Source organism: Streptomyces sp. NPDC006925 (genome assembly GCF_042869575.1).
In the GTDB taxonomy this organism is placed as follows: Bacteria; Actinomycetota; Actinomycetes; order Streptomycetales; family Streptomycetaceae; genus Streptomyces.
Map to the genome: position 1 here is coordinate 460,604 of NZ_JBIAGB010000003.1, position 25,436 is coordinate 486,039.

General features: G+C 71.6%; 23 protein-coding genes and 1 pseudogene. 3 read left to right on the forward strand and 21 right to left on the reverse strand.

All coding sequences use genetic code 11. The annotated features are described in order from the left end of the window. Positions 1-46: 46 nt before the first annotated feature. The 5 genes from ACFYNS_RS07105 to ACFYNS_RS07125 form a co-directional block, all read right to left on the reverse strand. Positions 47-433, reverse strand: coding sequence for a VOC family protein (locus ACFYNS_RS07105; protein WP_360302347.1), 387 nt, complete (start codon positions 431-433; stop codon positions 47-49). A gap of 10 nt (positions 434-443) precedes the next feature. After that, entirely contained in the window at positions 444-1,244 is an 801-nt protein-coding gene (locus ACFYNS_RS07110) for a helix-turn-helix domain-containing protein (RefSeq protein ID WP_360302349.1), read from the reverse strand. A gap of 249 nt (positions 1,245-1,493) precedes the next feature. After that, positions 1,494-3,041: a glycosyl hydrolase gene (locus ACFYNS_RS07115; RefSeq protein WP_388601341.1), complete on the reverse strand. Its 1,548-nt coding sequence runs from the start codon at positions 3,039-3,041 to the stop codon at positions 1,494-1,496. 380 nt (positions 3,042-3,421) lie between these two features. After that, positions 3,422-3,982, reverse strand: coding sequence for a cysteine hydrolase (locus tag ACFYNS_RS07120; protein WP_360290516.1), 561 nt, complete (start codon positions 3,980-3,982; stop codon positions 3,422-3,424). Positions 3,983-4,040: 58 nt separating this feature from the next. Then, positions 4,041-5,561, reverse strand: coding sequence for an MFS transporter (locus ACFYNS_RS07125; protein ID WP_360290514.1), 1,521 nt, complete (start codon positions 5,559-5,561; stop codon positions 4,041-4,043). Positions 5,562-6,188: 627 nt separating this feature from the next. Between ACFYNS_RS07125 and ACFYNS_RS07130 the strand changes: the two genes are divergently transcribed. Continuing rightward, on the forward strand, positions 6,189-7,880 hold the full coding sequence (locus tag ACFYNS_RS07130; RefSeq protein WP_360290512.1) for an APC family permease: 1,692 nt from the start codon (positions 6,189-6,191) through the stop codon (positions 7,878-7,880). Positions 7,881-7,981: 101 nt separating this feature from the next. Here ACFYNS_RS07130 and ACFYNS_RS07135 read toward each other — a convergent pair whose 3' ends face one another. The 10 genes from ACFYNS_RS07135 to ACFYNS_RS07180 form a co-directional block, all read right to left on the reverse strand. Then, entirely contained in the window at positions 7,982-9,565 is a 1,584-nt protein-coding gene (locus tag ACFYNS_RS07135) for an FMN-binding glutamate synthase family protein (protein ID WP_360290510.1), read from the reverse strand. A gap of 269 nt (positions 9,566-9,834) precedes the next feature. Continuing rightward, a complete protein-coding gene (locus ACFYNS_RS07140) occupies positions 9,835-11,133 on the reverse strand; it encodes a PP2C family protein-serine/threonine phosphatase (protein WP_388601345.1) in 1,299 nt (432 codons plus the stop codon). Next, positions 11,130-12,176 carry a SpoIIE family protein phosphatase gene (locus ACFYNS_RS07145; protein ID WP_388601347.1) on the reverse strand — a complete coding sequence of 349 codons (1,047 nt, stop codon included), beginning with the start codon at positions 12,174-12,176 and terminating at the stop codon, positions 11,130-11,132. The genes ACFYNS_RS07140 and ACFYNS_RS07145 overlap by 4 nt, the downstream gene beginning before the upstream one ends. Next, complete coding sequence (locus ACFYNS_RS07150; protein WP_388601349.1) at positions 12,173-12,742, reverse strand: ATP-binding protein; 570 nt, start codon at positions 12,740-12,742, stop codon at positions 12,173-12,175. Before ACFYNS_RS07150 ends, ACFYNS_RS07145 begins: the two co-directional genes overlap by 4 nt. Further along, positions 12,739-13,128 carry an STAS domain-containing protein gene (locus tag ACFYNS_RS07155; RefSeq protein WP_360290503.1) on the reverse strand — a complete coding sequence of 130 codons (390 nt, stop codon included), beginning with the start codon at positions 13,126-13,128 and terminating at the stop codon, positions 12,739-12,741. The genes ACFYNS_RS07150 and ACFYNS_RS07155 overlap by 4 nt, the downstream gene beginning before the upstream one ends. Then, complete coding sequence (locus tag ACFYNS_RS07160; protein WP_360290502.1) at positions 13,125-14,036, reverse strand: STAS domain-containing protein; 912 nt, start codon at positions 14,034-14,036, stop codon at positions 13,125-13,127. The genes ACFYNS_RS07155 and ACFYNS_RS07160 overlap by 4 nt, the downstream gene beginning before the upstream one ends. A gap of 532 nt (positions 14,037-14,568) precedes the next feature. Beyond that, positions 14,569-15,603: an ArsR/SmtB family transcription factor gene (locus ACFYNS_RS07165; RefSeq protein ID WP_388601350.1), complete on the reverse strand. Its 1,035-nt coding sequence runs from the start codon at positions 15,601-15,603 to the stop codon at positions 14,569-14,571. 428 nt (positions 15,604-16,031) lie between these two features. Continuing rightward, the gene (locus tag ACFYNS_RS07170; protein ID WP_360290498.1) at positions 16,032-16,505 is read right to left on the reverse strand and encodes a hypothetical protein; all 474 of its coding nucleotides are present in this window, start codon (positions 16,503-16,505) and stop codon (positions 16,032-16,034) included. A gap of 255 nt (positions 16,506-16,760) precedes the next feature. Then, the gene (locus tag ACFYNS_RS07175; protein WP_360290496.1) at positions 16,761-17,663 is read right to left on the reverse strand and encodes a hypothetical protein; all 903 of its coding nucleotides are present in this window, start codon (positions 17,661-17,663) and stop codon (positions 16,761-16,763) included. Positions 17,664-17,853: 190 nt separating this feature from the next. Beyond that, entirely contained in the window at positions 17,854-18,240 is a 387-nt protein-coding gene (locus ACFYNS_RS07180) for a hypothetical protein (RefSeq protein ID WP_360290494.1), read from the reverse strand. A 430-nt stretch (positions 18,241-18,670) separates the two neighbouring features. On the opposite strand from ACFYNS_RS07180, the gene ACFYNS_RS07185 reads away from it, so the two are divergent. Continuing rightward, a complete protein-coding gene (locus ACFYNS_RS07185) occupies positions 18,671-19,399 on the forward strand; it encodes a sensor domain-containing protein (RefSeq protein WP_388601354.1) in 729 nt (242 codons plus the stop codon). Positions 19,400-19,644: 245 nt separating this feature from the next. Here ACFYNS_RS07185 and ACFYNS_RS07190 read toward each other — a convergent pair whose 3' ends face one another. The 3 genes from ACFYNS_RS07190 to ACFYNS_RS07200 form a co-directional block, all read right to left on the reverse strand. After that, positions 19,645-20,064 (reverse strand): carboxymuconolactone decarboxylase family protein, encoded by a 420-nt coding sequence (locus ACFYNS_RS07190; protein WP_360290490.1) that lies wholly within the window; start codon positions 20,062-20,064, stop codon positions 19,645-19,647. Further along, positions 20,061-20,486: a MerR family transcriptional regulator gene (locus ACFYNS_RS07195; protein WP_075000144.1), complete on the reverse strand. Its 426-nt coding sequence runs from the start codon at positions 20,484-20,486 to the stop codon at positions 20,061-20,063. Before ACFYNS_RS07195 ends, ACFYNS_RS07190 begins: the two co-directional genes overlap by 4 nt. A gap of 170 nt (positions 20,487-20,656) precedes the next feature. Further along, on the reverse strand, positions 20,657-21,310 hold the full coding sequence (locus ACFYNS_RS07200) for a TetR/AcrR family transcriptional regulator (RefSeq protein WP_360290488.1): 654 nt from the start codon (positions 21,308-21,310) through the stop codon (positions 20,657-20,659). 386 nt (positions 21,311-21,696) lie between these two features. Between ACFYNS_RS07200 and ACFYNS_RS07205 the strand changes: the two are divergent. Then, positions 21,697-22,317, forward strand: a pseudogene (locus ACFYNS_RS07205) (DUF5701 family protein); the annotation flags it as partial. 169 nt (positions 22,318-22,486) lie between these two features. Here the strand turns inward: ACFYNS_RS07205 and ACFYNS_RS07210 are convergent. The 3 genes from ACFYNS_RS07210 to ACFYNS_RS07220 all read right to left on the reverse strand — a co-directional run bounded on the left by ACFYNS_RS07210 (position 22,487) and on the right by ACFYNS_RS07220 (position 25,385). Continuing rightward, on the reverse strand, positions 22,487-23,098 hold the full coding sequence (locus tag ACFYNS_RS07210; protein WP_360290486.1) for a TetR family transcriptional regulator C-terminal domain-containing protein: 612 nt from the start codon (positions 23,096-23,098) through the stop codon (positions 22,487-22,489). Between the two features lie 101 nt (positions 23,099-23,199). Then, complete coding sequence (locus ACFYNS_RS07215; RefSeq protein ID WP_360290484.1) at positions 23,200-24,096, reverse strand: 3-hydroxybutyryl-CoA dehydrogenase; 897 nt, start codon at positions 24,094-24,096, stop codon at positions 23,200-23,202. A gap of 116 nt (positions 24,097-24,212) precedes the next feature. Further along, positions 24,213-25,385 carry an acyl-CoA dehydrogenase family protein gene (locus ACFYNS_RS07220; protein WP_388601357.1) on the reverse strand — a complete coding sequence of 391 codons (1,173 nt, stop codon included), beginning with the start codon at positions 25,383-25,385 and terminating at the stop codon, positions 24,213-24,215. Positions 25,386-25,436 lie beyond the last annotated feature (51 nt).

A 25,436-nucleotide genomic window follows, 5' to 3' on the forward strand; every position in this document is an offset into this window, starting at 1 on the left:
GGCGGCGGGCGGCGGGGCGCGCGGCCGCGGACCGCCCCGCCCGCGCCTACCGCAGGGCGCCGCTGATCACCCACAGGTGCCCGAAGGGGTCGCGCACCCGGCCCTGCCGCTTGCCGTAGGGGCGGTTCTCGACGGGGATCACCAGCTCACCCCCCAGCCGCACCATACGGTCCGCCGTGGCGTCCGGATCGGACACGTGGACCGTGAGGAGGACGGGTGAGCCTCCCAGCGAAGCGGGATCGTGCCAACCCCAGTCCGGGACGCTCTGCGCCAGCGCGAGGGTCGTGGAGCCCACGGTGAGTTCGGCGTGGTGCACGACGCCGTCGTCGCCGGCCACCCGGGTGGTGAGGACGGCACCCAGGGCCTCGGTGCAGAAGTCGATCGCCGCGTCCGCGTCGGACACGAGCAGCTTGGGCATCAGTTCGTCGGTCATGGCTCGATGATCACGTAGCGGGGAGGCGGCGGCCTTGTAGATTCCGGCCCTCTTCCGCGAGCCACCCGGTCGGAGTCGTCCGCATGAGGTCCTTGAAGTCGCGGACGAGGTGGCTCTGGTCGTGGTGGCCGCTCTCGGCGGCGACCCGGGCCCAGGAATCGGCCCCCGCGCGGGCCCGGTCGAGGGCCGCGGCCAGCCGCGCGACGCGGGAGGCGAACTTCGGGCCGATGCCGAGCGCATCGTGCATCACCTGCCGCAGGCGGCGCGGACCGAGGTGGACCTGCCGGGCCAGCTCCTCGACGGAGATCCGCCCCTCGCACGCGCCGATGATCCGCAGCGCCGCATGGGCGTCCCGGCGCACCTCGAGCCGGTCCGCCCGGTCCAGACACCGGAGGAGGTGCTCCCGCACGAGGGCCTCCCTCCGGTCGGCGGGCCGGGCCGCGAGTTCCTCGCCCAACCGGTGCGCCCACGGGAGCAGCACATCGGCGTCGACGCCGCCCGCGTCCAGCTCGCGGGGCGGCACCGAGGTCAGCCGGTGCAGGGCCGAGGGTGCCAGGTCGACGTACACCGTCGGCTGGTGGGACCGCAGCACGAGCTCCGGGGTGGCGGCGCCGGGCCGCATCAGTCCGGCGACCACTGCCTGCAGGTGGCGGACCTGCCCGTCGTACCGCACCTCCATCGGGGCGCCCAGGCTGACGACGAGCCGTCCGCGCAGCGCGGGCAGGGCCCGGTGCAGGCGGGAAGGCCCCAGGTGCTCGCTCGCGGCGACCACACCGATGCCCGCCGCGTGAGCGGCCTGACGCAGTTCCACCCCGCCATTGTCGCACCGCGCCGCGGAACCGGGCCGGGCCGGCGGGCACACCGGGCACGTGGCCCGGCAGCCGTGGGGGGGGGGGGGGCGGGGGGGGGGGGGGGGGCGCCGGGGGGGGGACCACCGGTGGGGGGGGGGGCCCGCGCACGGGGGCGGTGTGCGCCGCGGGAGGGGGGGGCGGGCGTGGGGGGGGGCGGGGGGGCGGGGGGGGGGGGGGGGGCCGACGGGGAGGTCACCTCCGGTGGCGGGTCAGCCCGCGGACCGGAAGGCCTTTCCGCCGGCGTTCGCGGTGGGACCGTTGTAGAGACCGGTCGGGCTGGTCTCGGTGTTGAGAGCGAACCAGGCGTACCGCTTCACGAAGTCCAGGTTCTCCAGCTTCTCGGTGGAGGACTTGATGAAGGCGGTCTGCTGCTGCTCGTTCGGATAGCGGGGAGTGCCCTGGGTGAAATCGATGAGGGCGTACTCGGTCACCCAGACGGGCTTCTTGTACCGGTCGTGGACGCGCTTGACGTAGTCGGCCAGCTGGCCGGCCGCGGCGGGCCCGAAGTCGGAGCCGTACCAGTGCACGGGGATGAAGTCGACCCGCAGCCCGCGCTCGTCGGCACCCTTCATGAACCGGTCCAGCCAGCCGCCCGCCTTGTCGGCGCCGGTGGCGACGGCCGGGGCCCCCATCCGCAGGCCGGTCTTCTGCAGCCGGGGCCACAGATCCAGCGCCTGCTCGGGCGTCATGTTGGCCTGCGAGGCCGAGTCGGGCTCGTTGAAGGCCAGCAGGTTCCTGCCCTCCTTCGCGGCGTTGTTCAGCTCGGCGTCGGTGACCGATCCGGGGCCCCAGATCGTCGGGACGAACTCGGCGCCCTCGGGCTTGTCGACCCCCGCGCTGGAGGAGGCCCAGTTGTGGTACCAGTGGGCGCCGGAATCCTTGAGCGCCTGGGAGGCGCCGCCGACGGGGTTGAGCGCCACGCCCTTGCCGTTCGCGGGGGTGGCGTCGTCGCCGTGCCGGGGCTGGTCCTTGTTGCCCCGGCGCGCAGGGGCGTTGCGGGGCTTCTCGGTGCCGCCCCGGCCGTGGAAGGTGACGGTCAGGCCCTTGCAGTGGCTGCACTGGCGCACGACCTGGTTACCGCTCTCGGTGTCGTGCTTGGACCACGCGTAGGCGGTGGGGCACTGCTTGGTGAGCGCCTCGCTGTAGGCGGTCTTCGCGTCGCGGTTCGGGTTGACGCACACCAGCGGCTTGCCGGACTTCCCGTCCTTGGTGAGGTTCTCGGGCGGGCAGTGGGCCAGCAGGTCGGTGGGGCAGCCCACCGCGGCGCACTCCCCGCCGTTCTCGGGCGGGGTCACCCCGTCGGGGGTGATGGTGACCGCCGCCGAGACGGCGTTGACATAGCTGACGTTGTACCAGGGAGCCGCGGAGTCGGCCGGGTCGAAGTTGAACTCGGCCAGACTGGTGGGCTGTTCACCCGTGGTGCAGTGGTCGGCGTAGGGGCCGCAGTCGCCCACGGCGCAGTGGAAGGTGCTGCCCTCCTCGCCGCCGCAGCCCTGACGGGCGAAGAACTTGCCGCGCCAGTGTCCGGCCGAGGAGTGCTCGGGAATGGTGACGGTGGCGGACTGCCCGGGGTCCAGCACCGGCAGTCCGGTGAGCGGCTGGGAGCCGTCGGCGTTGACCCCGGCTCCGACCCAGACGCGTTCCGCTGTCTGGTTCCGCAGGGTGACGGTGTGTTCCGAGCCGGACGCCGACGCTCCGGTGATGCGGTCCCTGCCTTCGGAAGGGCCGCGGAGCTCTGCCGCAGTGACGGCCGACACACCGGCGACGACCAGCAGTAGAGCGAGTAGTAGGGGTTTGAACGATCGCAGTGATCGCAGTGATGTCAGTGGTCTCGCGCGCACAACACGCCTCTCGGGTCACCTCTCGGGGCAATTCGTCTGCGTACGCACGACGGATGCGCACAGCGGGCGGTTCACCGGCGGCCCGCCGTCGGCCGAGCCAGGGGGCGACTTCCGACGGGCTCCGAGGCGCGCTTCGGGCCTGGCCGGTCGGGACCGTGGGCCGCCACACCAGAGCGCCCGCTACCGGCGCCCGGACGATCCTCCCAGCGGGCGGTGAGACCCCCGGCGCATGCCCGGACGCGCCCTCCGTGCGGGCGCACTCCCGGCCGCGCCCGAGGAGCGGCGGCGCGGCGCGCTCAGGTGTCAGGGCCCTCGAGAGTCCCTCGCCAGGCGTCGACGGTGGTGACCTCGCAACGCCGGGCGAGGACCGAGCCGAGCAGCATGTCGTGCAGGGCGGGGTCGGAGTCGGCGCAGGCGTCGGACAGGACGGTGACCCGGTAGTCGAGGTCGACGGCCCGCAGGGCGGTGGAGAGGACGACCCCGCCGGTGGAGATGCCGGCCAGGACGAGGTGGCCGATGTCCTGGGCGGCCAGCAGCTGCTGGAGACCGTTCCCGGCGAACGCGCTGACGCGGTTCTTGTGGACGACGAGCTCCCCGTCGGCGGGAGCGGCGTCGGGATGGAGGGCGGCGCCGGGATCGTCGGGCGTGAAGAGGTGGGACGGCAGGGCGCCGAAGGTCTTGTTGCGCGGATGGACATCGAGGTGGCCGGGGCGCAGCCCGAGTGCGATGTGGAGGACCCGGACACCGGCGGTGCGGGCCGTTTCCAGGGCGCGCACCGCACGCGGCAGACAGCCGTCGGGCATCCGGGCGAGGGTGTTGTGCTGGAAGTCCATGACGAGCAGTGCGGTGCGGGACATGAGGGTGCCTCTCGGATCGGATGCGGTGGGCAGGTCCGGTCGGCCGCCCACAGGCGGGCTACTCCGCAGCCGCCCGGGCGTCCGCTGTCGCCACCCGGCCCAGCGACCGGTCGAACGCGGTCAGCAGGAGATGGAGCGCACCGGCGCCGAGCATCACCCAGCCGAGCCGGTGCATGCCCGCCGTGTCGGCACGCTGCCCGAAGGACGCGGCGGCCGCGGAGGAGGCGACCATCGAACCGATGTAGGCGAAGGTGCGCAGCAGCCCGGCCGAGGAGGCGGTGCGCTCGGGATCGGCTTGGAAGTAGACGGAGTTCTGCAGGGCGAGGTTGTTCAGTCCCTGCGGGACTCCGAAGATCAGGGCGACCAGCACCAGCGTCCACAGTGCGCTCCGCCCGGTGAGCGTCAGCAGCACCGCGCTGGCGGCGAGCTGCCCCAGCGCGCCGACCACCAGCTTTCCCCGGACCCCGGCACGCCGCCCCGCGACGATGGCCACGCCGATCGCCAGCAGGAACATGGGCATCTGCACCAGCCCGGCGTGGAAGGGCGTCAGTCCGTAGCCCTCCTCCGTCCACTGGCTGAAACCGTAGAGAAAGGAGTAGGAGACCGTGTAGGCCAGCAGCGCCCGACCGAACGTGGCCAGCAGCGGGGTGTTCCCGCCGAGCACCCGCAGGTCGATGAAGGGAGCGGCGGTGCGCAACTCCCGTACGGCGAAAGCGGTTCCCGCGGTGGCGGAGAGCACCAGCAGATACCAGTCGCGCAGGTGCAGGTTCATCAGGAACAGCAGCAGCGAGGTGAGCGTCGCGGCGAACAGGGCCATGCCGGGAAGATCCAGCCGGGCAGCCGGGCGCTCGCGAGGCGGGGTCCCGCTGTCCGCCGCGGCCCCGTTCTCCCCGGGCCCGTTCTCCCCGCACCCGGGCCGGGACTCGCCCGATCCGGGGCCGGGCTCGCCTGCCCCCGGCCGGGGGCCGCTCCGAGCGGACCGGTTCCGGTCCCGTCCCGTGGTACGCGGCAGCCGGCGCAGGCCCAGCAGCACTGCCGCGACGGACAACGGCACGTTCAGCGCGAACGTCGCGCGCCAGCCGCCCGCCGCGATCAGCAGACCGCCCAGCAGCGGGCCCACGACGGCGACGGTCTGGTTGGCGACCGCCAGCGCTGTCAGCACCTCGCGGGGACTGTCCCGGCCCGTGCGCTCCGCCTCGCTGCGCACCAGGGCCATCGCGGAGGGGTAGCCCGCACAGGTGCCGAACCCGAGCAGGACCCGGGCACCGATCAGCACCCCCAGGTTCGGCGCCGCGGTGCCGACCACACCGGCGACCCCGACCAGAGCGGTGCTGAGGAGGAACAGCCTGCGGGGGCCGAAGAGGTCGATGAGCCGTCCCACGACCGGCTGCCCGAGCGCGGTGGCCAGGTAGAGGGCGGAGACCAGCCACGCGGTCTGCGAGGGAGGTGCGCCCAGCGCAGCCCCGATGGGCACGAGCGCGACGGCGATGATCGTCGAGTTGACCGGGTTCAGGACCGAGCCCAGCAGCATCGGCGCCAGCAGTCGCCGGTCGAATCCCGGCCCGTCCGCCTGCCTCATCGCATCCGTTTCCGCCCTGCTCGTGGGTCAGCCGCTCCGACACGGCCCTGGCCGCGAGCACGTCGCGGCGCTCCTCTTGTGTGCACCTGTCTGCCGTGCACCTCTGCAACGTCCCGGCGGGCCGTCCGTGCCTGTCGTCCCGCTGCCACCCGCCGATGGCCCGCAGCCCTGAGGACGTATCGGTCCCGAGGACGGTCAGCAGCCGCCCCTCACCGAGGGCCGGGACGCGCTCCACGGTCCTTTCGCGGCGAGCGCGACGGCCGTCGCCGTCACCGGCTGGTGCCGGGCCCCTCCGGTGGCAGCCGCTGGTGCTGTCCTCCTCGCCCGACAGCCGGGCCCACGCGGCCCACCCCAGGTCGAGGTCCTCGACACCGGCACGGTCGGCCGGCCCGCTCCCCGGGCACCGGCGCCCCCCAGGGAGACCGCGCCGGATCGCGACCGTGAGCCCCGCATGACGGCGCAACCTCGCTTCACTGTACATCTTTGTCGTTTCTTTAAAGCCATGGATTCAATCATCGCTTCTACTGGACCCCCGGACGGCCTACGACGGCGGCCCACCGAAGATGCTGCGCGAAATTCCCAGATGCGGCAAATCGCGACATCTGAGCAAGCAGAGGAGGTTCCTTAATGGCCATTGACAACAAGACCCCGGACACATCAGTATCCGCCGGGGACGACAGTCGACTGAAACGTGAATTCGGCACCGTCGGCCTGCTGTTCACCGCGGTCGGCTCCATCATCGGTTCCGGATGGCTCTTCGGCGCGCTCGACGCCGCTCAGATGGCCGGCCCCGCCGCCATACTCTCCTGGGCCATCGGCGCCGTGATGTTCATTTTCATCGGCATGACCTATTCCGAACTGGGCACGATGTTCCCGCACTCGGGAGGGGTGGCCCGCTACCCGCACTACTCGTTCGGCTCCTTCACCAGCTTCTCGATGGGCTGGGTCACCTGGATCGCGGCCGCGGCGGTGGCACCCGTGGAGGTGCTGGCAGTCGTCCAGTACTCCACGAACTGGCTCTCCTGGCTCCAGCGGCTCGACGAGAACAACGAGGCCGTCCTGACCCCCGCGGGAACGGGCGTCTCCGTGCTGCTGATGGCAATTTTCGTGGCCGTCAACTTTTTCGGAGTCCGCTGGTTCGCCCGAATAAACAACGTACTGGTGTGGTGGAAGCTCGCCATCATTCTGCTGGTGATAGCGGTGTTCTTCGCCATGGGCTTCACCACTGACCACTTCAGCATGGGCGGAGACGTGGGCGGCTTCGCGCCCTACGGAGCACAGGGCGTCTTCTCGGCAGTGGCGAGCGCCGGTATCGCCTTCTCCTTCTTCGGATTCCGCCAGGGAGTCGAGCTCGCGGGCGAGACGGACAACCCGAAACGGAACGTCCCGCTCACCATGATCGGCTCCGTCGTCCTGTGCGGCATCATCTACGTCCTGCTGCAGACTGCTTTCATCGGCGCGGTGCCCACCAGCGCCATCAAGGCCGAAGGCTGGCAAGCGGTCGGCGCCCATTTCAGCTCGCACGGCGACGTCCTGGCCACCTTCGGCCCGCTCGCCGCCATCGCAGGCATCCTCGGCGCCGTCTGGCTGGCGGGGCTGCTCTATGCCGACGCCATCATCTCCCCCGGTGACACCGGGCTGATCTATGCCGGTGTCACCGCTCGCATCTCCTACGCCATGGGGCGCAACGGCAACGCGCCGGCCGGGCTGGCGAAGGTGAACGCCACCGGCGTGCCGTGGGTGAGTCTGATACTCGCGTTCGCGGTGGGCTGCTTCTTCTTCCTGCCGTTCCCCGGCTGGAGCCAGCTGGTGGAATTCGTGACCAACAGCACCGTGCTCTCCTTCGGCTGCGGGCCCCTGGTGCTGCTCGCGATGCGCAAGCAACTTCCCGAGCAGACCCGTCCGTTCAGTCTGGGCAAGCTGGGCCCGGTGGTGTCCTTCGTCGCCCTGTGGTCCACCAATCTGATCGTCTACTGGACCGGGTGGGACACCAACTGGAAGCTGTTCCTCGCCATCGGACTGGGTTATGTCCTGATGGCGGTGCACCACGCCACCACGAAGCAGCGCACACCCGCCCTCGACTTCCAGTACGGCTGGTGGGTGCTGGTGTGGTTCGCCGGACTGGCTCTCGTCAGCTACCTCGGCGACTTCCCGAAGAAGGCGGAGAGCGCGGGCAATCTCGGCGTGCTCGGCCTCGGCCTCGGAGCCGCCGCCACCTTCGTCCTCAGCGGCCTGGTGGTCTGGCTGGCCCTGCGGTCGACACTGCCCGCGGCCCGGGTCCGCGAGATCCTCGCGGAGCAGGATCCGCAGGACGCCTGAGCCCTGCGCCTGCCCTGCAGCCGCCGAGCGGGCGGTGCGGCGCGTGCAGCGCGCCCGCACCGCCCGCTCGGCGGTCGGGTGCGGGAACGACGAGGTACGGGTCAAGCAGCCGCGAAGCGGTCCGGGTCGGCGGCGGCCCAGTCGGCGGCCCAGTCCTCCGGCGGGTCCTTGAGCAACTGGCCTGGGGTGAGCCACTCGTGCAGTTGCGCAGCGGAGCGGATGGTGACCGGGTCCAGCCTGCGGCACAGCATGTGCGGGCCGAGTTCACTCACCGAGCTCGCCCCCATGGCGGCCATGATCCGCAGGGCGCTGCGGACCGTGGCGTCCTGGAAGCGGTGCACGCGCGCTGACTTGTCGGTGACATCGAGCGCCCGGGCCCGCCGCGGATCCTGGGTGGCGACGCCGCTGGGGCAGGCGTTGGTGTGGCAGCTCATGGCCTGGAGGCACCCGACGGCGAACATCATGCTGCGGGCCGCGTTGGTGTAGTCGGCGCCCTGGATCAGCCGCTTGACGATGTCGGAGCCGGTGGCCACCTTGCCACTCGCGCCGATGCGGATCCCCTCCCGCAGTCCGGTACCGACCAGCGCGTTGTGCACCGTCATCAACCCCTCGGACAGCGGGAGGCCCATGTGGTCGCAGAACTCCAGCGGCGCGGCACCCGTCCCGCCCTCGGCGCCGTCGACGACGATGAAGTCGGGCGCGGTCCCCTCCGCGAGCATGGCCTTGCACAGGGCCAGCACATCGCGCCGGCTGCCGACGCACAGCTTGGCGCCGACGGGCTTGCCGCCGGCCAGCTCCCGCATCCGGGCCAGGAACCGGACCAGCTCGCGCGGTGTGGAGAACACCCGGTGGTAGGGCGGCGAGATCACGGTCCGGCCCTCCGGCACCCCGCGCACCCGCGCGATCTCGGCGTTCACCTTTCCGCCGGGAAGCACGCCGCCGATGCCCGGCTTGGCCCCCTGGGAGAGTTTCAGCTCCACGCACTTGACCTGGTCGAGCGCGGCCTTCTCGGCGAACTGGTCCGGGTCGAAGCCGCCGTCCTCCGTGCGGCAGCCGAAGTACCCGGTGCCGATCTCCCACACCAGGTCGCCGCCGTGCCGCAGGTGGTAGTCGGATATGCCGCCCTCGCCGGTGTCGTGCGCGAAGCCGCCCAGCGCGGCGCCCTGGTTGAGGGCGAGAACGGCGTTGGCGGAGAGCGACCCGAAGCTCATCGCCGAGACGTTGAGCAACGCCATGTCGTAGGGCTGTGTGCACTCCGGGCCGCCGATGCGCGCGGTCGGTGGCGTCTCGGGGGGCGGCACCGGGCCCAGGGAGGGGGTCAGGAACTCATAGCCCGTGGCGTAGAGGTCCCGCTCGCTGCCGAAGGGCTCCTCGGCGGCGGTGCCCTTCGCCCGCTGGTAGACGAGGTCGCGGGTGTCGCGGTCGTAGGGGCGGCCGTCGTGGTTCCGCTCGATGAAGTACTGCTGCAACTCCGGGCGGATGCTCTCCAGCAGGTACCGCAGATGGCCCAGCACCGGGTAGTTGCGCAGCACCGCGTGCTTGCGCTGGAGAAGGTCGTACACGCCGATCACGGCGGGTACGAGCAGCAGCGCGGCGGGCAGCCACCACCACGGGGACTGCACGGACAGGGCGGCGGCCAGGACGGCCGCGAGCGCGAGGGCTGCGACGCTGAGGATTCTGATCACTGTGGAGACGGTCCCTGGTCGGCGGCGAGGCGGCTGGTGGCGGCGACCGAGGTGCACCACGGGTGTCCTCGCCCGGGCCGCGCGGGGCCGGGTGCCGACGTGATCACGCTCGCCGCCTCCTCCGTACGGCGGATATGGCGTGTGCATCGGTCCGTGTGCCCTGCACGGAGGAGTTCACGCCTCCGAGGTGGCCGGGCCCCGGTCCGGCAGCGCTCGCCCCGACCGGATCCCCGGCACACCGGCCGCTCACCCGCGCAGCGGCCGACCGCTCACCCGCGGGGCACCCGCAGTGCCAGGGCGAGGGTGTCGTCCGGGTGCAGCACGACGGTGTGCATGTCCTCGGCGATCGCCTCGGGGATCTCCTCGATGGGACGCCGCCGGTGCCGGGCCGCGGAGTCGACCAGCCGGGCCTCGCCCTCCAGGGGGTCTTTGCGGCTCTCGGTCAGCCCGTCGGTGTACAGCACCAGCAGGTCACCGGGGGCGAGGCGGGTACGGAGCACGTCCTCGCTGCCCGGCAGCGGAAAGCCCACCCCGCGTCCGGCCACCTGGAGGTAGGAGGAGGTGCCCTCCTCCCGTACGACCAGGGCCGGCGGATGGCTGCCGTTGGCCAGCAGCACCTCCCCGCTGTCGGGGTCCACCCGGGCGAGCAGGACGGTGGCCAGCAACTGGGGGTCGATGCTGGCCAGGATCTCACTCGCCCGCTCGACGATGGTCCCCGGCGGGTGGCCCTCCAGAGCGAGCGTCCGCACGGTCTGGGTGACGTTGAGGGCGGCTCCGGTACTGCGGACCCCGTGCCCCAGCGCGTCGACCACGGTGATGTGCACCGTGCCGTCGGGCAGCCGGAACCAGTCGTAGAGGTCACCGCCGGTGGGGGCGTCGGTCTCCGCGGGAGCGTAGTGCACGGCCAGATCCAGACCGGACACCTCGAGCGGTGCCGGGCGCAGCGCCTCCTCCAGTTCGCGCAGCATCTGTCCGTGGGTGCGGTGCAACTGCTCGTCGCGTTCCTCGAGTTGGACGTAGAGGGCCAGGACACCGCTGTTGGTCTCCTCCAACTCCGCTTTCAGCAAGCGGTGCTCGGCCTCCACGGCGTCGCAGCGGTCCAGTACCGCCCGCAGTTCCTCGTGGACCGCCTCCCCCTCGGTGACCGCCTCCCGGGCAGGGGCCACCTCACCGTCGGAGACCGCCTCGCCATCGGGGAGGTGCGCGGCTCCGTTCCCGGACGTGCGCGGCGGAAGGTGCCATACCGCGGCACCGTCCGCGTCGGTCGTGGCGGGCAGGGGCAGTCCGTCGAGCTCTCGCCGACCGGCCTCGAAGGCGGTGCCCACGGGCGCCAGGACGCAGGCGAGGGCTTCGCCGCCGCCATGCGTCTCCCCCGCACCCGCCGAGGAGAGGCGGACCCGGACACCGCGGCCTTCGGCGAGTTCGTCCCGTGCGACGGCGGCGACGGACACCACCAGCCGGGCCCGCAGTTCGGCCGGGACACCGTGGGTCCGGGCGAGGCGGCGCACGGCTCGCCGCACTCCGCCCAACGTGGTCAGCTGCCCGCTCTCCAGCCTCGTCTGCTTCATCGCAGTCCTGTCAGTGCCAGTGCGGTGGCGTCGTCCCGGAGCCGGCGGTGCCGGTGTGCCAGAGCCGCGGGCAGCAGCGGCGCCGGCAGGTGCGACAGGAACCGGGAGGGATCGTGCGACCAGCGGGCCTGTATACCGTCGGAGTGGACCACCGCCAGCCGGTCGGCCGCCAGCGGCTCGGTGCGGACGTGCGGGGTGGGAAGGTTCCACCCGACGATCCCCGGACGGCTCTCGATCCGCCGGGGGGACCGGTCGTGGTGGAGCACGCAGACGCGCACGTTGCCGACCCCGCAGAAGTGCAGCTGTCCGGGTTCGAGGCGCACCAGCCCGACAGCGGCCCCGCGGGTGTGCCGCAGAGCCCGGTGCATCTTCGACATGAGCGCCGGCAGGGCGCTGTCCGGCACCTCACGTGCGACGCGCAGCGCCACGCGGGTGGCGCGGGCCGCGGCCTCGCCGTGCCCCAGTCCGTCGACCACGGCCGCCGTCACCCGCCCCGCCGCGGCGTGCAGGGACCATCCGTCCCCGCAGTGCTCCTCGCCCTCGGCCGGCAGGCAGATCGCACCGACGCGGTGGCCGGGCAGCCCGCCCGGACCGGGCCGTTCGGCGGACTCTCCGGCCGCGGAGCCGGCGCGGGGCGTCAACCGGGCGGAGGCGACGGTGCCGTCCGGTACCCGAGTGCGGATCACGAAGGCGTCCGCGACCCGGCTGACCGCGCCCAGGCCGGTGCCGAGCGTGTTCGTGGTGGTGTAGCCGTCGGTCAGGCAGCGCTGCAACTCTCCCATTCCCGGCCCCCGGTCGACGGCCAGCACCTCGAACCCCCCGCCCGGCGGGAGGGGCTGGAGGTAGACGACGCCGTCGTCGGCGTGCTTGTCCAGATTGCTGGCCAGCTCGCTGGCGACAGCGGCCGCCTGGTCCGGGAGCGAGCCGTCCAGCCCGCACCGCCGTGCCGTGCGCCGGGCCAGGTCGGCGGCGAGATGGACAGCGCTGTGGTGATCGATCCGCACCTGCGCCGTCGGCACGGCCCCGGGCTCGCCTCCGCTCACCGCTCGCTCCACCGTACGGCGGTGACCATGGCTCCGCTGCCCGGCTCCGAGCGCACCTCGAACTCGTGCATGAGCCGCCGCGCCCCGCCCAGGCCGTGTCCCAGCCCGGCCCCGGTGGTGTAGCCGTCGGCCAGGGCGCTGGGCAGGTCATCGATCCCGGGGCCCTCGTCCCGCACCGTCAGCCGCACCCCCCGCCGGGTGCCGTGCCGCAGCAGCTCGATGGTCAGCGCACCCCCGCCGCCGTGCACATAGGCGTTGCGGGCCAGTTCACTGGCGGCGGTGACGACCCGGGTCTGGTCGACGAGGCTGAACCCGGCCTCCACCGTGGCCGCGCGCACCGCGTGCCGTACCAGCAGCAGGTCCTCGTCCGTGCACACCGGATGGGTGGCGGTCCCGGTCCCCTCCGCCGCGCCGGACGAGCCGTCGACAGGCTCCGGCGGGCGCTCCTCGGGCTCCGCGCGCCGCCCCGGGACCGCCGGACCGGTGGTCCGGCCGCGCGCGGGAGCCTGCTGTCCGGGGACCAGCCGCTCGCCACGCCCGCCGTCGGCGCCGCCGAAAGTCCTCACGTCGGCGACTCCTGCATGCCGGAGGACGCGTGGCGCCAGCCGAGGGCCGCCATGCCCTGCTCGGCGTTCAACGCCGTCTCCACGCCCTTCAGTTCGATGCCCAGCTCCACCAGGGTGATGGCCACGGCGGGCCGCATGCCCGCCACGACCACCCGGGCCCCCAGCAGTTGCGCCATCGTCGAGAGTTCCATCAGCGCACGTGCCACGAAGGAGTCGATGATCTCCACGCGGGAGATGTCGATCAGTACGCTGCGCGCCCGGTCGGAGACGATGCGGTCGGTCAGTTCCTCGGCCAGCGCGAGAGCCGAGGAGTCGTCGAGTTCGTTGAGCAAGCCGGTGACGAGCGTGTCGCCCAGCCGCAGAATCGGTACCGGTCCTCCCCTCACGGCGCCGCCCGCACCTCCGGCGCTCCGGGCGCCGACAGCGGGCCGGAGACGGTCCCGGACCCGTCCTCCCCCGTCAGCCGCACCGCGGTGGCCAGCGCGTCCGCCAGATTGGCGCGGGTGAGGATGTCCGAGAGGTCGATGCCCAGTTGGACGATGGTCTGGGCGATGGCGGGCCGGATCCCGCTGATGACGCAGTCCGCGCCCATCATCCGTACTGCCTGCACGGTCTGCATCAGATGCTGGGCGACGGAAGTGTCCACCGTCGGTACTCCGGTGATGTCGATGATGGCCACCGTCGCCTCGTGCTGCTGGATGGCCTCCAGCAGGGTCTCCATCACCACCTGGCTGCGGGCGGTGTCCAGGGTGCCGACCAGCGGCACGGCCAGCACGTGCCGCCACAGTCGCACCACCGGAGTGGAGACCTCCAGCAACTGGCGGCTCTGCCTGCGGATGATCTCCTCGCGGCCCTCGACGTAGGTCTCGAAGCACAGCACCCCGGCGGCGTCCAGCAGCCGGTTCAGCAGCAGGGCCGCCGCCAGCATGTCGTCGGCCGCAAGCGACTCCTGCTGCGCCGCCTCCAGCAGCACGTCCTTCAGCGCCAGCACGGACAGCGAGATGGCGGTCGGAGAGGAACCCGCACGCGCCCGCCGCATCGACATGTCGATCACTGCTTCGCGCAGCTCCTGATGGACGGCGACGACCCGCTCCGTGGGCAGTTCGCTCGCCATCCCCCGGCGCAGCGCGGCGACCAGCGCGTCCGCCTCCTCGTGCAGGTCTTCCTCGGCAAGCCCCTCGCTCAGCGAAACCCGCTCCACCTGCTGCCGCACCCAGCGGTCGGCGATCTCGTCGCCCCGCCGCACCAGCACCTCGCACAGGCGCTCGCGCAGAGCGGACTCGGTGACACTCATCAACGGACCCCTTCACTCACACATTTGACTGTCGTACCCACCCGGGCACCGCACATCCACGGGGTCTGCCGCCGGGCGGGTTCCGCCCGCACAGGACGGCACCGGGCACGGGGACGCGACCGGGGGAACGGGAAGGTACTCGCGCACAGCGGCCGGACGGGCACCGGCCCGGGCCGGGTCTGAACCCGTCCTCGGCGGCCTCGGGGTGCCCTGCTCACCAGGGCGCGGGGAGGACCCGGCCGGGAGGGCGCGGCACGAACTCTGCGGCGGCAGCACTCATGAAACGTCGATGCTCCCGTCTGCTGACCTGTGGGGGACGGGAGGAAGTCGACGCGACGGCACGCCACAGTCCGCTCCCGCGGAAAGGCGTGCCTGCTGTCTAAGCACGGAGTTGCTGCATTCCTAGCATCTCACACCCCACCCGGCTCCCCCGGCCCGGACCTCTCCCCTGCCGGGCTCCCCTGGCCCGGATCACCCGCCCGAAGCCCCTGCCCGGCACATACCCGCCCTCAGGTGCCCCCTCCTCATCCGGTCACCGACTCGGCGAGGCGGGCTCCGCGACCGGCCGGGGCAGGGCCGCCGCCGGCACGGTGCGCTGGTAGTACACGGAATTGCGGGTCCTCGTGCGGCTCACCAGGCCCGCTCGGTGCAGCAGGCCCAGGTGGTAGGAGACGGTCGAGGCGCTCAGGTGGTGCAGGGCCGCGAGCTGCGTGGTCGTGCGCGCCACCTCGAGGTCCGCGAGCAGGGCGGATCGGGTGGGACCGATGACGCCCCCCATGGAGCGGTTCGTACCGTCAGGCGGAGAGGACCAGGGTCGGGGACGGGCCGGGTAGATGAGATAGGCGGGGCGCTGCTCCTGGGGGTCGACGCTCAGCAGCCAGGTGTGCGCCCAGGGCGAGGGGAACAGGACGAGGTGCCCCCCTGCGGGCACCTCGACGGTACCCGGACCCACCATGCGGAGGGCCCCGTCGCCGTAGCAGACGGACTCGTGCAGCGACCCCAGCGCTCCTGCCATGCCGTGATCCGCGAGCAGCCGGGTGCGCAGAGCGATGTCCTCCGCGGCGCCGGCCGCGGCCTCCGACCAGGTGCGGGAGAGGCCACGCAGCCAGAACCTGTCCAGTTCGCAGGCCAGTTGGTTCGCGAAGTCCGCCTCTCCGCGGTCCGCGGCCCTCCGCAGGATGCGCAGCGCGGCGAGCGCGGCGCGGCCGTGCTGGGACTGCACGCCCAGGAGGCTGTCGAGCTGCCGGGCCACGACCCGGCTGGGAGCGGAGGCGACGCGGTGCAGATCCTCATGCGGCTCGGGGATCCGGCCCGCGGCCGCCGGGGGCGTCAGGAAAACCGGCGCGTAGAAGACCGGCGCGAAGGCGTGCACCATCTGGCGTACCGCGGCGAGCAGATGCAGCCGCTGCTCCCGCAGCACACCACTGACGTGGCTGTATGACAGGGAGTACGCGCCGGTCGTGGTGCGCGGTCGGTACGGATGCAGCAACGCTCCCGCGTGCATCAGCGGGGAGACCGCGAATCGCGTTGCAGCCAGCGCGTCCGCGCTCAGCGGGATGGTGATCACGAAGCTGCCTTCTTCCGTGCCCCTCTTTCGATCGCAATCGAATCACCTTCTGCTCAGCCACGTCCACCTGATGGACTCGGTCTCGGTGGGAATGTGGCGCATGCGGCCGCACAACCGGTCAAGTACCCGTGCACTGCGGCGCGCAGGGCTGATGGAAAGTGAAACCGGATCATTCGGAGCCGAATGCCCTGCACCGCATTCCGGAGAAGAACGCCAGGAGAACGTCTCTCCGGTGAGCTGGGCAGACCGCAGCGGCGGCTCGGAACACGGGCCTCGGGACCGGGAATCTGCGGCCGCGTCAGCCTCCGCACCCCCGTTCCGGTGGGGACGCCTTCCGGTTTCCCGACCGATTCGGGGTCCACGGCGGTCGCCTGCGCGATGGCGGCACCTCACCCTCCCCGCGACTCCGCGCAGCGGCGGCCGGAGGCTCATTTCACCGTGTACTCGCACGGCTTCTCGGAGGCGCCGCCCTGGTTGTCCGCGACCTTCTTCCCGTCGACCGTGATGACGCAGGCGGCCGGGCGGAGCGTGCCGTCGGCGTCGGGTACGGAACCGGGTGCGACGGACACCGTGGTGCCGATCCGCTTCTGGGCGTCGGTCTTCAGGGTGATGGTCGAGGTCTTCTTCCAGGGCAACTTCACCGTCTCCATCTTGTTGGTGGCGAGGGTGTAGTAGATCTGCGACGTACCGCTGCCGCGGACTTCGAGAGTGACCTTGTGCTCGACCTCGCCGCTGCCGCTCCCCGTGCCCGGCGTCGGCTGCGACGTCGCTTTCGGTTTCGGCTGCACGCTCTCGTGTGCGGACTTCTCGTCCGCCGACGAGCCGCCGTCGTCGCTGCCGCCGCAACCCGTCAGCAGCGCTGCCGTGACGAGGACAGCCGTACCACTGATGACCTTGCGCATGTTTCTCCTTTGCAGATGGGTAGGTGATCACAATTTCACGGACAGCCACCTCGCGGACGGGTCCCGGCTGTTCCCTCTCCGGAGGGCGCTGGGGAGCCACTGGCGGCGCCGGCAGGGATGGTCACGTTTTCCTGCCTTCGCATACGGCCGGACGACCGCATGCCGACCTGGTCGTGCAGGGACGACCGAACACGACGCAGCTCCCCGTGGTGCCGGCGAAGCCCTCGGGACGTGGTGGATCCGGCGCGACGGATCTCAGCCGGAGCGGCCGTGAGTGACCTGTTCGGCCTTGCGGGTACGGGCCCGGTGGAAGTCGCGCACAGCTCGCAGCCGCGAACGGTGGCGAGCCTCCGCTCGCTTTTCATACCGAACGGTCAGCGCATCCACCACCCCGAGGAAATTGACGCGCAGTTGGCACCGGGTGTGGGCCACGGCTGCATGGATCTCCTTGGTGGACGGTTCGGAGGTGCGCTGCCAGCGCGGATCGCGCGCGGCAGTGTACGGATTGGCCCGGGAGAGACCGGTCGCCTTTCGATAGCACTTCGCCCAGCGCTTGGTGACGGCCACGACGCGCGGCTCCTCGGCGACGGCTGCCGCCGCATGCGCCCGCAGCCGCTGGACGAAGTTGAACGCGTCCTGCGCGCCTCCCGGGGAGCTCCCGGGGACCGGCTGGTCCAGCCCGGTGGACAGCCGGGTGTCCGCCTCCCCGAAACAGCCGTACTTCGGAATCTTCCGACCGTGGTACGTCTTCTGCGGCCTGACGTCCCGTCCTGCTTCGCGCGCCTCCTGCGCCCGATGCCATCCGTTGAGCACCGGCAGCATCGCCCGCAGCTCCCTCCGGTTCTTCTCCACCGACTCCGCGTCAGGCCGCATGTCGCCCTTCGCATGCTGCGGCGCCTTGCCGGAAGGCCGGTGGAATCCGTGACGGCGGGCCTGTTCTTCGGGAACGAACAGGGCATCCTTCATCTCCCGGAGTTGAATGGCGATTCCGCTGTCCTCCGGAATGACGGGATGCTCCGCGGCGAATCCGTAGCGGCGCAGGCAGCTCCGGGCGAAGGAGTCGGCGGCCGCGGACATCGTGTTCTCCGCCTTCCGGGTGGGAAAATAGGCGTCGAGCGGGAGGGCCACCGTTCCGTCGGTGGTCGGCGAAGGCACCACGACCGGCTCCGGGGATCCGGACCCAGGGGCGGTGGAACACCCGCCGAGCGCCATCACCAGAACGGACAGTACTGCTCCCGCACCCGGCAATCCCCAGCGCGTCATACGTCCCCCAAGATGCTCCGTGAAAGCTGTGCAACCGAGCAGGGGGCGCGCCTTACGGCCCGCCCCCTGTCGAGTGCCGGGCCGGTCAGGTGACTCCCATGCCTTCCATCGCTCCGCAGTCCCCCATTTCCCGGCCGGCGTACTCACCGGTGCACGGGAAATAGAACATGTACCAGCCTTCAGGGGTGTAGGCCGGGTCCTTCCCGTCGCACGTCCGCTTGACCAGATGGCCGGATCCCTTGGCATTCCAGAGCGGAGTGCAGTAATAACGGATGTTGTGGTCGGACCAGTGCTGTCGACGCGCGGCCAGGACGGCGGACTTTCCGTCCGCCACCGCGTCCCAGGCAACGAGCTTGTCGCCCTTGTGCTCGAACCAGCCGCTCACGTGCCCCGAAGTGTCCCAGGTCTCGGGCCCGTTCCGGCTGTGGGGCTTGTCCGCTGCCATGGCGGCAGTGGGCATTGCGGTCGTCATACCAGCAGCGCAGGCGGCCACGAAAGCCACCCCGGCAGCGAATGCTCCGCGCCGCCCAGATCTCGCTTTCAAGGAATTCCCCTTCCCCGTCCACCATGTTGTCCGTCGATATCCGTCGTTGTACTTCGTCGTCCGTCCTGAGTGGACCACGCCGACCAGGGCTGGGAGAGGATGATTCGACGAGCCTCGAAAGTCCCGCAGCGCCGCACCGCCTTGCGCCCGACCACCCGTGTGTGCAGTACGCCGTCGAACGGGTCCCGAGAGAGGCCGTGTTCTCCCCTCCCCGTTCCCGTGTGCCCCTGTCGGCCTCGGCGCGATGCCGGTCAGTCTCCTCGGCGGCCTGTGAAGGACAGCCTGTCCCCCCGGACAGCGGTGCTCTCCGCGCCGTCATCTACGCTGCGTAGTCAGGTTCGTGCCAAAGGGGGGTCCAGTGGGAGTTTCGGCACGCGGCAGGGCGGCTGTTGCGGGGACGGGAGTGCTGGTGATCCTGCTGGGGGCCTGCACGTCGGGAGCGGGTCCGGCAGCACCGGAGAGCAGCGCCGAGAGCGACAAGAGCGAGAAACACGTGCGGCACACCGAGCCGCTGTCGCGGGCGCAGTTGAAGAAGCTGCTGCTGACCCGGAACGACGAACTCGACACGGAGTACCGCCGGTCCTGGGACACGACAACCAGCGGCAAAGACTGGAAGGCGTCCGAGCCGGAGTGCCAGCCGCTGGTGGACGGTATCCGCCCGTGGACCACAGACCGGGCCGGCGCCCGGGCGAGCCGGCGCTTCGTGAAGACGCCCGAGGACTTCGTCAGTGTGATCCTGGTGTCCTATCCCTCGGTGAAGGACGCGTCGGATGTGATGAGCAGCCTGAGCTCGTCCACCAAAGCCTGCGCCTCGGCGTTTCGCGCGGGAGAGACACCCGAGGACAGCGACCCCTACCGGGGCGTGAAGCGGAGGGCCGGGCCGGACGAGGGCGACCAGGCCCTCTCCTACTACCTGCGTACGGTCTCCTACGCCGAGGACCGTCACGAGTTCCCCCACCTCTTCGTGCACGTCCGGGTGGGGAACCTCATCGTCACCTTCTCCCGGTACGGGTCCTACCGCCCCGGAGACAACACCATTCCCCCCCACCTCATCACATCCCAGGTCGACAAGATCCAGACCACGTAGGACGCGACCGCCGATCGCGGTCTCCTCCGTGGAGGACAGTGCCGCCCGGACGCAGGCGCCGTCTCCAGGAGTCCGACGGCTCCGGTCGGCATCGGCGGACCGCGAGGCCGGTGCTCTCCGGGCAGCGGCGCCGAGGGTGTGCGGGGAAATCGGGCACAGCAGCTCCACCGGGTCCGGGCCGTCCGAGTGCTGCCGGCCGATCTCCCCGACACCGCGGTTCGGAAGACCGGGCCCGGTTGTCGGGACTACTGGGTCTCGACGGGCAGCAGGTCCCGTTCGGCGAAGACCTTCTTGGCGACGAAGGTGGCGTTCAGGGCCTTGGGCATTCCGCAGTAGACGGCCGCGTGCAGCAGGGCCTCGACGATCTCCTCGGGGGTGAGCCCGACGTTGAGGGCCGCGTTGATGTGCACCTCCAACTGGGGTTCGCAGCCGCCGAGGGCGGTGAGCATGCCGAGGGTCACCAACTGGCGGTCGCGCGGGGGCAGGGCGGGACGGTCGTAGATCTCCCCGAAGGCCCAGGCGACGACCTGGTGGCCGAGTTCGGGGTTGATGTCGGCGAGGGAGTCGACGACCTTCTGTCCTCCCTCGCCGTCGACCTGGGTGAGGATCTCCAGACCATGTGCGAAGCGGTCCTGGCGGGTGGTGGCTGCGTCGGTGGCGCTCATGCGGGTGTGTCCGTTTCCGGCTGCTCGGTGAGCAGCTGTTCGTAGTGGTCGATCTTCGCGTCCAGTGCGGTGGCGTTGCGACGCAGGCTGCGGATGCGCTCGGCGAGGCTGCTGCGGTGTGCGCGCAGCATGGCCAGCCGGTCGGGGACGGTGGCGGCCCCGTCGGCTCGCAACCGGGCGAAGTGCTGCATGTCGGTGATGGACATGCCGGTCTCGCGCAGCCGCAGCAGAAACTCGAGCCAGGCCAGGTCGGCGGCCGCATAGCGACGCTGGTTCCCGGTGGTGCGCCCCACCCGGTCGATCAGCCCGGCGCGCTCGTAGTAGCGCAGGGTGTCGGGCGACAAACCGGTCCGCTCGGCGACCTGGGCGATCGTCAGGGCGGGTTCCCGGTTCTGCTCGGGGAGGGTGCTTCCGTCGGCCATGAAGAAGACCGTAGAACTTGGAGTGTGCTCCAAGTCAAGCTTTACCCGGACGGCGTCTGCCGCCCGGTCCGGTACCGGCCACGGGCGGTGGTCGGCCAGCAGGCGCGGCGGATCCCGCCCGGACGGTCCTGGGAGCGAACGGGCGCCAGGCACCGGGCAGCGAACAGCCGTCAGGCGACGGCGTAGCCGCCGAGTGCGGGTTCGACGAGGCCGAACGCGTCCTCGGCCGCTGCTGTGATCTCGGTGCGGATCCGCGTTTCGTCCTCCCCGGCGAGGGTGAGGCGCTGGATGCGGTCGAAGAGGATGCGGTGGACCGCTCCGAGCAGTCCGGCGGCGGTGCGTACGCCGATGTCGTCGGGTCCCGCGCCGGTGGCCTCGGTGAGCGCTGTCGCCAGGGCGGCTTCGCGCAGGTCGTGCAGTTCGCGCAGCCGGGTCGTCAGGGTGGGGCTGTCGGCCACCATGCGCGCGAACTCGGCTCCCGAGAACCCGGCGACCGGATCGGCGGCGGCTACCGCGTCGCTGAAGGCGCGGCGCAGCGCGGCCAGTGCCGACTCGCCCGGCCGGCGGTCGGTGACCGCACGGGCCAGTGAGGCGATGAAGGCATCCTGGTGGTCCAGTGCCAGGTCCTCCTTGCGCGGGAAGTAGTTGGTGACCGTCTTCTTCGCCACCCGCGCGGCGGCGGCGATCTCGGCGATGGAGGTCTGTTCGAAGCCCTGGGCGAGGAACAGCCGGGTGGCGGAATCGGAGATCAGCCGGCGGCTCTCCTGTTTCTTCGTCTCACGGAGTCCGGGCTGCGGAGTCGGCGGTGCGGTGCGGGCGGCCATGGAAAAATCTTACACCGGTAGCATTTTTATGTTGACCCGCTTCTTCGCCTGAACTATTTTTACACTGATAGCAAGTTTCGTCGACAGCGCGGATCCTCCGCGACGGGCTCCCGCAGCTCGCTCGGCTCCTGCTCCTGGTGGAGCCCTGACCGTTCCCCGCGCGCATGTACGCAGCACCGCACGCTTGCTCCACGCTGCCGAAGCCCGCCCTACGCATCCACCGCCGCCGCGCCCCGGTGAACCGGCCCCGCACGGAACCGAACCGCTACATCCGGAAGCGGCACCGGGCCACCAGCACCGGACCGGCCGCACCCCGCCATCCCACCCATGCCCGTCCACGCCGCACATCAGGGAGTGCCTTGCCCACCTCGACATCCCCCGCCCCCATGCCCACACTCCCGGCGCTCACGGCCCAGGCAGAACACCTGATCGCTCTCGGCGTGCACGACCTGGCCGGGTTGCCCGCCCACACCCTCCGCTCTTTCGCCGCGGAATCCGCCGCCGACGAGGGCACCCTCCTCGCCGTTCACCCCGACCGGGTTCCGGCCTCCGCGCTCGCCCCGCTGCTCCGCCACGGCGACAAGCCCGGCTTCGTCGTCAGCGACATGACCGACGTCGACCGCTTCATCCCCTGCGGCATCGACCTGCCCGACGCCCCCCTCTACCTGGTCACCGGCATCGACCGGGGCGACCACATGGCCAACTGGAGTCCCGAGGAGGCCCTGCCCGCCCTTGCCGAGCAGGGCCGAACGCCCCTGCTGCTCACCGAGGGCCTCCATTGGGTGCTCCACCGGCCGGCGGTGCTGGAACGCAACCGGTGCTTCATGACCATCGGATCCCGGCTGCGGAAGCCCGACGGCACCCTGGACGCCCGCACCCCGGCCCTGTGGATCAGCAACGGCACCGGCCGGGACGGGCGGGAACGACGCGGCGCCCCGAAGGTCGGCTGGTGCTGGTGGCGCAACCGCCACACCTGGCTCGGTTTCGCCTCCGCGGAAGACCGCAGAATCCAGGACCTGCCCCGCCCGGCAGCTCCTGGTGTGGTGTCCGCAGCGGATGTCGGAGGCGAGGACGGCCAGGCGGGCGGCGCCGGGCCGGGCGAGGTCGAGCCGAGGTGAGCCCCCCGCCGTCGCAGCAGCAGTGGTGCCCGGCGGGCAGGGGCCGCGGCTGCGGGGGTCACAGCTGCGGGAACTGCGGCGCGATCTTCAGCTCCCGGGCCGCCGTCGCCCACATCGCCGTCTGCGCCGATGCGACGGTGACCCGGGGGTCGCCCAGCATCAGCCGGATACCGAAACCGTCGCACAGCGCCAGCAACGTGGTGCTGGTCGCATCGACGTCACAGTCGGCGAACTCCCCGCTGTCGACACCACGCCGCAGGGCCTGGACGACCCAGTCGTGCAACTGGTCGTAGAGGTCGACGGCGAGGCGCTGCGTGGTCTCGTCGCGCAGCGCGCGCACCCACAGCTCCTGCCACAGCCGCCAGTCCTGGCGCAGCACCGGGTCGGTGGGTAGGAGGCTGTGCAGGATGCGGGCGAGGATGACGGCCGCGGGCACCGTGTCGGCGTCCCGTTCGAGTTCGGTGCTGGTGTGGGCGAAGGAGTGCGTCATCGCCTCGGCGAAGAGCTTCTCGCGGTTTTCGAAGTGGTAATGGAGCAGGGCCGTCGACACCCCGGCGTGCTCGGCGACCATGCGCATGCGGATCTTCTCGAAGCCCACATCGGCGATCACTTCGCAGGCGGCGGAGAGGATCCGCTCGCGGGACGCGCGGGCGCGTTCGGCGCTGGACACGTGCGTGCTCCCCTTGGTCGGTCCGGTGGCCGGGAGTGCACCGGCCGCTCGCCTCTCCCATCCTCCCGCATCGGCACGGAAACAGCCGGAGCAGTGCCCGTTCAGCGGTAGGAGTGGAAGCCGCGGCCTGTCTTCCGGCCCAGCAGCCCCGCGTCGACCATGCGGGCCAGCAGCGGCGGCGGGGCGTGGAGGGGTTCGCGGAACTCGTCGTACAGCGATTCGGCGATGGCCTGGATGGTGTCGAGCCCGATGAGGTCGGCGAGCGCGAGCGGGCCGAGCGGGTGGGCGCATCCGAGCGTCATCGCACGGTCGACGTCCGTGGCCGTTGCCGTGCCGGACTCGACCATGCGGACGGCCGCGAGCAGATACGGGACGAGGAGGGCGTTGACGACGAAGCCCGACCGGTCCCGGGCGCGCACGACCTGCTTGCCCAGCACCTCGGTGGCGAAGGACTCGGCGAGGCGGGCGGTGTCCTCGCCGGTCAGCAGGGAGGGCACCAGCTCCACCAGCGGCAGGACGGGCACAGGGTTGAAGAAGTGCAGTCCCACGACGTATTCGGGGCGTCGGGTGGCGGCGGCGAGCCGGATGACCGGGAGGGAGGAGGTGTTGGTGGCCAGGACGGCATCCCCGCGTCGCACCACGCGATCCAGCCGGGCGAACACCTCCAGCTTCGCCGCCTCGTCCTCCGCGACGGCCTCGATCACGAGGTCCCGGTCGGCCAGCCGGTCCAGGTCGTCGGTGACGGCGAACCGGGACAGGGCGGCGTCCCGGTCCGTCGTGGTGAGCTTGCCGGCCGCGGCTGCACGTTCCAGGGAGCCGGCGATCCTGGAGCGGCCCGCTGCAGCGGCGGCGGCGCCGGACTCGGCGACGACGACGTCGAGTCCGGCGCGGGCGCACACCTCGGCGATGCCGGACCCCATGAGGCCGCAGCCCACGACGCCGACGCGCTGTACGGATGCTGCGCTGCCCGAGGGCGCGGCGGTCACCGGCTCCGGCATGTGTGGCTCCTTCCGAACGGGTGGGCCGTCCCGGAGGGCCCGGGACGGGGGTTTCCCGATCACCGGCGGCGCCGGCCGGGTGGGCCGGGGCCGCCGGTGATCGGGTGCGTGGGCCGTCAGGTGGAGGGCAGTTGCAGGACGCCCGTGCCGCGCTTGACGAGTTCGCCCGCGACGATCAGGCGCTGGATCTCCGAGGTGCCCTCCCAGATCCGGTCGACCCGCAGCTCCCGGTAGAGGCGCTCGACCGGGTAGGAGCGGTCGTAGCCGCGCCCGCCGAAGATCTGCAGACAGCGGTCGACGACCCGGCCCGACGCCTCGCTCGCCGCCAGCTTGGCGAGGGCCGCCTTGGCATGCAGGGTCTTGCGGTCGGCAGTGCCCTCGGAGACCTCCCAGGCGACCTGGTGGGTGTAGGCGCGGTTGACGGCGATGTCCACGGCGCAGTCCGCCAGCATGCCCTGGATCAGCTGGAAGTCGGCGATCCGGGAACCGAACTGCCGCCGCTCCACCGCCCAGTCACGGGCCAGCTCCAGGGCACGTTCCGCGGCCCCGATGGTGCGCGCCGCGATCATCAGACGTTCCTCGGTGAACCACGAGCGGGTGAGCTCGTGCCCCTCGCCGACTCCGCCGAGCACCGCGTCGTCCGGCACCCGCACCTGGGTGAAGGTGAACTCGGGGTGCTCGTAGACGAAGGTGTGCATGAAGCGCGGCACCCGCGTCATCTCGACGCCGGGGGTGTCCTTGTCGACGAGGAACAAGGTCGGTGCCCGCTCCTCACCCGCCGCCGCGAGAACGATCAGGAAGTCGGCGTGGTCGCCGACGGTGACGAACCACTTCTCGCCGTTGAGGACCCACTGGCCGTCCGCGGTGCGGGTCGCGGTCGTGCTGAGGTTCTGCGGGTCGGAGCCCGCCTCCGGTTCGGTCACGGCGTAGCAGTCGCGCCGCTCGCCGCGGATGACGGGCATGAGGAAGCGTTCGCGCTGCTGAGGGGTGCAGACGCGCAGGGCGTTGGCGGGCCGCCAGACCATGTCCCACAGGGCGCCGGTGAGGCGGCCCAGCTCTTCCTGGACGACGGCCTGCTCGACGATGCCGAGCCCGGCGCCGCCCCACTCGGTGGGCATGTTGACGGCCTGGAGGCCGCAGTCGAGCACGGCGTCCCGGATGGCGGCGTGCGCCTGCGGGGGCAGGCCGTTGTTCTCCTCGCAGTCGTCTTCGTACTTCGTGATGAGATCGGTGAGCCTGCGAGCCGTGCCCTTGAGCTCCTGCTGGCGGGCGGTGAGGCGGAAGTCCATGTCGGATCCTCGGGGATGCGGGGTGACGGACGGGACAGAGGAGGCGAGGCC